This is a genomic window from Acidisphaera rubrifaciens HS-AP3, assembly GCF_000964365.1.
In the GTDB taxonomy this organism is placed as follows: Bacteria; Pseudomonadota; Alphaproteobacteria; order Acetobacterales; family Acetobacteraceae; genus Acidisphaera; species Acidisphaera rubrifaciens.
The window spans coordinates 1-6,951 of sequence record NZ_BANB01000246.1; the positions used below are offsets into that span (position 1 = coordinate 1).

A 6,951-nucleotide genomic window follows, 5' to 3' on the forward strand; every position below is an offset into this window, starting at 1 on the left:
GGCGGCAACGGCGGGTTCGGCAGCTCGTCGACCAAGAACCTGACCAGCTCGTGGACCAACCTGTCCTTCAGCGCCGCCCTCGGCGGCAAGGGCGGGTCGGGTGCCACCGGCGGCACGGTCGATGTCACGCTCTATCCCGACGCCTCGATCAGCACGCTCGGCTCGGGTGCGATGGGCATCTTCGCGCAGAGCGTGGGCGGCGGCGGCGGCGCGTCGCAGGGCAATTCCTTCAGCCTCGGCCTGCCGACCTTCAACGACATCGCGGGCGCGCTGGACGACAGCTACAAGGGGCCGTTCTACGGCGGCACCCGCCCGTCGATCACCATCAATGCCGGCACCGACGGCGGCACCGGCGGCAACGGGCAGGCGGTCAGCGTCACGGTGCAGGGCCACATCACGACCGCCGGACAGGACGCGGCCGGCGTGTTCGCGCAATCGGTGGGCGGTGGCGGCGGCGCGGCGGGCGACGCGGGGTCGGACGGCTCGTCGGACAGCACGCTCGGCAAGATCAAGGCGCCGTTCGACGCGTTCTTCACCTATCTGGGCGAGTTGCGGAAGCAGGCGAGCGAGAACGGCCTCAATACCGGCAGCATCACCAGCGCCTTCGCGTCGCTGTTTCCGGGGCTGAACATCTCGCTCTCGTTCGGCGCGTCCGGCGGGGGCGGCGGCGATGGCGGCGCCGTCGCCCTCAATGTCGAGGGCGGGACCATCGCGACGACCGGCGACTATGCCGAAGGGGCGGTCGCGCAGTCGGTGGGCGGCGGCGGCGGCAAGGGCGGGGCGGCGATCGCCGGCGGCCCGACCGGGCTCGGCAACCTGCTGAACGTCCACCTCAATTTCGCGCTCGGCGGATCGGGCGGCGGAGGAGGGGCCGGCGGCGCGGCCAACGTGGACCTGAGCGAGGCGACGATCAGCACGCAGGGGTTCTGGGCGTTCGGCGTCCTTGGCCAGAGCGTGGGCGGCGGCGGCGGCCTCGCGGGGAGCGACCAGACCTATGCCTCGGGCATCTTCTCGCTCGGCGTGAGCAGCAACGGCGGCGGCGGGGGCGGCGGCAACGGCGGGGCCGTGACCCTGACCGGCAGCAGCCCGTCCACCGTGACCACGGCGGGCGACGGCGCGCACGCAATCTTCCTGCAATCGGTGGGCGGCGGCGGCGGCGTGGTCTCGGCCGGCACGTCGGTCAGCCCCGGCGTGTTCGGCTTCTTCGCCCCGATCACCATCAAGCTCGGCGCCGGGTCGGGGGCGGCGGGCAATGGCGGGACGGTGACGATCGACGACGTGCCGCTGCGGCTGGCGACCAGCGGCGCCGATGCCTACGGCATCCTCGCGCAGAGCATCGGCGGCGGCGGCGGCATCGCCGGCACCAATCCGGGCACGCCGGTCAGCATCACGCCGACCGGCAATACCAATAGCTATACCAATGGCGGGGCGATCAACCTCACGCTCGGCAGCGGCAGCACGATCACGACGACCGGCGACGGGTCGAGCGCGATCGTCGCGCAGTCGATCGGCGGCGGCGGCGGCGTCGGCGGGTATGCGTCCGGCGCCACCACCCTCAGCGGCGCGCCGCCCAACGGCACGCTGCAGGTCACGCACGGCAACGGCGGGGCGGTGACGATCGACACCGGCAACGCCACGATCACCACGACGGGTGCGGCCGCGCACGGCATCTTCGCGCAGTCGATCGGCGCGGGCGGCGGCATCGCGACGAACGGCAATGACGGCGTGGTGCATGCCGGCAGCTTCGGCGCCGCCGGGTCGGCCGGGCTTGGCGGCACCGTCTCGATCACGCAGGCGGGCACGCTGTCGGCGACGGGCACCAATTCGGTCGGCATCTATGCCCAGAGCGTCGGGCAGGCCTCGAACGGCACGTCGAGCAGCGGCGGCGTGCAGGTCACCATCAACGGCCACGTGATGGGCGGCAGCGGCGCGCAGGGCTGGGGCGTCTGGACCGACACCGACTACGTGACCAACAAGGTCACGATCGGGGCCACCGGCACGCTGGGGGCGGCAAACAACAACGCCATCGTCTCCAACGGCTTCGGTGTCACCAACGTGGACAACTACGGCACCGTCACCGGCAACGTCTCGCTGCGCAGCGGCAACTTAACGGTGGGGACCTTCACCAACGAGGCGGGTGCCACGTTCAACGAGGGAACGGTCGGCGGCAATGTCGTCAACAGCGGCACCATCACCATGCTCGACCCGCCGCTGGTGTTCGGCGCGTCCACCGTCAACGGCAGCTTCACGCAGACGCCGTCCGGCACGCTGGTGTTCAACACCGACTTCAACAGCCGCAGCGGCGATACGCTGACGCTCAACGGTCCGGCGAGCCTCGCGGGCCATATCGCGATCATCCCGCAAAGCCTGCTGCCGTATCGCGACATCGGCCTGATTACCCTCAACGGCCCGGTGACGCTGGACGGCATCAGCGTCAATCCGGGCGTGCTGGTGGGGTATGGCCTCGCGCGGACGGGCAACACGCTGTCGGTCAGCGCGACGAGCGCCGATTTCGCGCCGTCGACCTTCGGACTGAACCGCGCGCAACGCGCTGTGGCGGACGGACTGCTGTCGGTGTGGAACGCGGGCGGCAACACCGATTTCGGCACGCTGTTCGCCCATCTGGAGCAGTACGCGGAGCGGGGACCGTCCGTCTACGGCTCGCAGATCGGCGCGCTGTCCCCGGACGGTCTGCTCACGGTCGGCGCCCGCCTGCCGTTCGAGGCGCAGGCGTTCGCCGACACGCTGCTCAACTGCTCCACCCTCGCCGCCGGGCAGATCATCGAGGGCGATCACGGCTGCGCCTGGATGCGCGTCATCGGCGGCGGCACGCAGGGCGGCGGCGGGGGCATCTCCTCCTATGGCATCGACACCGTGGCCTATCAGCTCGGCGGCCGGACCGAGGTGGCGCCGGACTGGTACCTGAACGGCGCGCTCGCCTATCAGATCGGCATGCTGTCCACGAGCGGCGGCGTGCCGGTCAGCGGCAACGGCGATGCCGGCTATGGCGGCCTCGCGATCGAGCGCGAGGCGGGGCCGTGGGACCTGGCGGCCGGCCTGAGCGGCAGCGTCGGGTCGTGGAACCTGTCGCGCCTGATCAGCTTCGACACGATCGAGGGGCTGGCGCGCAGCGCGCCGTCCACCGAGACGCTGGGCGGGCGGCTGGAGGCGGCGTACCGGCTGGATGCCGGCGCGTTCTATGTCCGGCCGGACTTCGCCCTCGACGTGATCTATGCGCGCACGGGTGCCACGTCGGAGACGCTGCCGACCGGCACGCCGACGACGGTCGCGCTGTCCATGGGGGCGGCGGACGAGACGGTGGTGATCGGCACGCCGTCGGTGGAGATCGGGCGCGGGCTCGACGCGCAGACCGGGCTGCCGCTGCGCGTGTTCGCCGACGCGGGGCTGAGCGTGCTGTCGCAGGGCGGCTGGGCCGTCGGCAGCGCGTTCCAGGGCGCGCCGGCGGGGACGGGGCGGTTCACCACCTCCGTCCCGCTCGGCAACGTGGTCGGCCACCTCGCGGCCGGCGGCCAGCTCACCGCCTGGCACGGCATCGACCTGCGGCTGGAATATATCGGCGCTTTCGCCGGGCCGTTCACCAGCAACGGCGGCCTGCTGTCGGTCAGCGCGCAGTTCTGAGCGGCCGCCGCTACCCCGCGCGCGCCGCCGCCAGCCGCGAGTGGCGGCGGCCGTAGGCGAAGAAGATCACGAGGCCGATCGCCAGCCACACCACGAGGCGCACCCACGTCCCGGCGTCGAGCGAGACCATCATCAGCAGGCAGCTCGCGATGCCGAGGATGGGCGTGACCGGCACGCCGGGGGCGAAGAAGTCGCGGCGGGTGTGCGGCTCCTGCCGGCGCAGGACGATCACGCCGGCGCAGACGATGACGAACGCGAGCAAGGTGCCGATCGACGTCATGTGGCCGAGCACGGAGATCGGCACGAAGGCCGCCATCAGCCCGGTGAACAGCATGAAGATCACGTTCGACAGCCACGGCGTCTGCCAGCGCGGATGGATCGTCGCGAACACGCCCGGCAGCAGCCGGTCGCGCGCCATGGCGTAGAACACCCGCGACTGGCCCAGCAGCATCACCAGGATCACCGTCGTATAGCCGCAGATGACGCCGAGCTTGACCGTCGTCTTCAGCCACGGGAACGCCGTCCGCCCGATCGCCGTCGCGACCGGCGCCGCGTCGCCCTTCATGTCGTGGTAGTTGACGACGCCGGTCAGCACGAGGCCGAACAGGACATACAGGACGGTGCAGATCGCGAGGCTGCCGAGGATGCCGATCGGCATGTCACGCTGCGGCGACCGCGCCTCCTGCGCCGCGGTGGAGACGGCGTCGAAGCCGATATAGGCGAAGAAGATCGTCCCCGCCCCGCGCAGGATGCCCGACCAGCCGTATTCGCCGAAATGGCCGGTGTTGGGCGGGATGAACGGGTGCCAGTTGGCGGTGTTGATATAGGCGGCGCCGAAGCCGATCACCGCCAGCACCACCGCGACCTTCACCACCACGATCACGGCGTTGACCCGCGCCGATTCCTGCACCCCCCGCATCAGCAGCGCGGAGATCACCACCACGACCGCGACCGCCGGCAGGTTGACCAGGCCGACCGTGTGCGCCCCGCCCGGCAGGTCCACGCCCTCGAACGGCGAGGCCGTCAGCCGGGGCGGCAGCGACAGGCCGTAATCGCCCAGCAGCGAGCCGACATAGCGCGACCAGCTCACGGCCACCGTGCCGGCGCCGACGGCGTATTCGAGCACGAGGTCCCAGCCGATGATCCAGGCCACCAGCTCGCCCATGGTGGCATAGGCATAGGTATAGGCGCTGCCGGCGACCGGGATCATGCTGGCCAGCTCGCTGTAGCACAGCCCGGCGAAGCCGCAGGCGACGGCGGCGACCAGGAAGGACAGCACGACCGCCGGCCCCGCGTTGTCCGCCGCCGCGATGCCGGTGAGCGAGAACAGCCCCGCCCCGATGATCGCCCCGATCCCGAGCGCGATCAGGTGCCAGGCGCCGAGGACGCGGCGCAGCGTGTGGCCGTCCGGATGATCGGCCGATAGCTGGGCCACCGTCTTGCGGGCGAACAGCGGGGCGGGGGACGTCGTCTCGGACATGCGGGCTCCTTATCGGCCGGCGTCCGCCGCGGCGCCGCGCACAAGCCAGGAAGGCTGGCATAGCGCGGCGCTCATGCTAAGGGTGCGCCAATTCACCCAACGATCCGGACAACCCGAGGAACGAGATGACCAACGGCTTTTTTGCTGCCCCGCTGGCCGAGACCGACCCCGAGCTGGCCGCTGCGCTGAAACATGAGCTTGCCCGTCAGCAGGACGGGATCGAGCTGATCGCCAGCGAGAACATCGTCTCCGCTGCCGTCCTGGAAGCCCAGGGCAGCGTGCTGACGAACAAATACGCCGAGGGCTATCCCGGCCGGCGCTATTACGGCGGATGCCTCTATGTGGACGTGGCCGAGCAGCTGGCGATCGACCGGGCGCGGGCGCTGTTCAACTGCGAATACGCCAACGTGCAGCCCCATTCGGGCGCGCAGGCCAACGGCGCGGTGTTCCTGGCGCTGATCAAGCCGGGCGACACCATCCTCGGCATGAGCCTCGCCGCGGGCGGGCACCTGACGCACGGCGCCGCGCCCAACCTGTCGGGCAAGTGGTTCCATGCCGTGCAGTACGGCGTGCGGCGCGAGGACGGGCTGCTCGACTACGAGGAGCTGGAGCGGCTGGCGCGGGCCGAGAAGCCGAAGATGATCATCGCCGGCGGCAGCGCCTATCCGCGCGTGATCGACTTCGCCCGCATCCGCCGGGTGGCCGACGAGGTGGGCGCCTATTTCCTGGTGGACATGGCGCATTTCGCGGGCCTGGTCGCCGCCGGCCTGTATCCGAGCCCGCTGCCGCACGCCCATGTCGTCACCACGACGACCCACAAGACGCTGCGCGGCCCGCGCGGCGGCATGATCCTGTCCAACGACCCGGAGCTGGGCAAGAAGTTCAACAGCGCGGTGTTCCCCGGCCTGCAGGGCGGCCCGCTGATGCACGTCATCGCCGGCAAGGCGGCCGCCTTCGGCGAGGCGCTGAAGCCGGAGTTCCGCACCTATTCGCGCGCCGTCGTGGACAACGCCCGGGTGCTGGCCGAGACGCTGATGGAACAGGGTCTCGACATCGTCACGGGCGGCACCGACAGCCATCTCCTGCTGGTAGACCTGCGGCCGAAGCGGGCGACCGGCAAGGCGGTGGAGGCGAGCCTGGAGCGCGCGCACATCACCGCCAACAAGAACGCCATCCCGTTCGACCCAGAAAAGCCGGCGATCACCTCGGGCATCCGCCTCGGCTCGCCGGCGGCGACGACGCGCGGCTTCGGCACCGCCGAGTTCCGCGAGGTCGGCATGATGATCGCCGAGGTGGTGGACGGGCTGGCGAAGTCCAACGACGGCACCAACGAGGCGGTGGAGGCGGCGGTCGGCGCGCGGGTCAAGGCGCTGTGCGCCCGCTTCCCGATCTACGCCGCGCGCTGAACCGCCGGTCCGATGCGCTGCCCGTTCTGCGGCCATGACGACACGCAGGTAAAGGACAGCCGGCCGACCGAGGACGCACTTGCGATCCGCCGTCGCCGGTTCTGCCAGAACTGCGGGCAGCGCTTCACCACCATCGAGCGCGTGCAGCTGCGCGAGCTGGTGGTGGTGAAGTCGGACAACCGGCGGGTGCCGTTCGACCGCGACAAGCTCGCCCGCTCCATCCGCATCGCGCTGCGCAAGCGCCCGGTGCAGGAGGAGCGGGTGGAGCGCATCGTCAACGGCATCGTCCGCCAGCTCGAGGCCTCGGGCGAGAACGACATCTCCAGCAAGCAGATCGGCGAGCTGGTGATGGAGACGCTGAAGGAGGTGGATCAGGTCGCCTATGTCCGCTTCGCCAGCGTCTATCGCAACTTCCGCGAGGCGAAG

At 70.8% G+C, this 6,951-nt stretch carries 4 protein-coding genes; 3 read left to right on the forward strand and 1 reads right to left on the reverse strand.

Annotation, left to right across the window (positions count from 1 at the left end):
• Positions 1-3,639, forward strand: a 3,639-nt coding sequence (locus B8460_RS23615) for an autotransporter outer membrane beta-barrel domain-containing protein (protein ID WP_048861156.1), incomplete at its 5' end; no start/stop codon positions are given.
• A gap of 10 nt (positions 3,640-3,649) precedes the next feature.
• On the opposite strand, the gene B8460_RS08485 is transcribed toward B8460_RS23615, so the two are convergent.
• Entirely contained in the window at positions 3,650-5,119 is a 1,470-nt protein-coding gene (locus tag B8460_RS08485; protein ID WP_048861157.1) for an amino acid permease, read from the reverse strand.
• A 125-nt stretch (positions 5,120-5,244) separates the two neighbouring features.
• Between B8460_RS08485 and glyA the strand changes: the two genes are divergently transcribed.
• A complete protein-coding gene (gene glyA / locus B8460_RS08490; RefSeq protein WP_048861158.1) occupies positions 5,245-6,525 on the forward strand; it encodes a serine hydroxymethyltransferase in 1,281 nt (426 codons plus the stop codon).
• 12 nt (positions 6,526-6,537) lie between these two features.
• On the forward strand, positions 6,538-6,951 hold a 414-nt coding region (nrdR, locus tag B8460_RS08495; protein WP_048861159.1), incomplete at its 3' end, for a transcriptional regulator NrdR.

Bases quoted from the DNA above. Each gene is read 5' to 3' on its own strand.
- glyA (WP_048861158.1), top strand. From the start codon at position 5,245: ATGACCAACGGCTTTTTTGCTGCCCCGCTGGCCGAGACCGACCCCGAG.
- B8460_RS08485 (WP_048861157.1), bottom strand. From the start codon at position 5,119: ATGTCCGAGACGACGTCCCCCGCCCCGCTGTTCGCCCGCAAGACGGTG.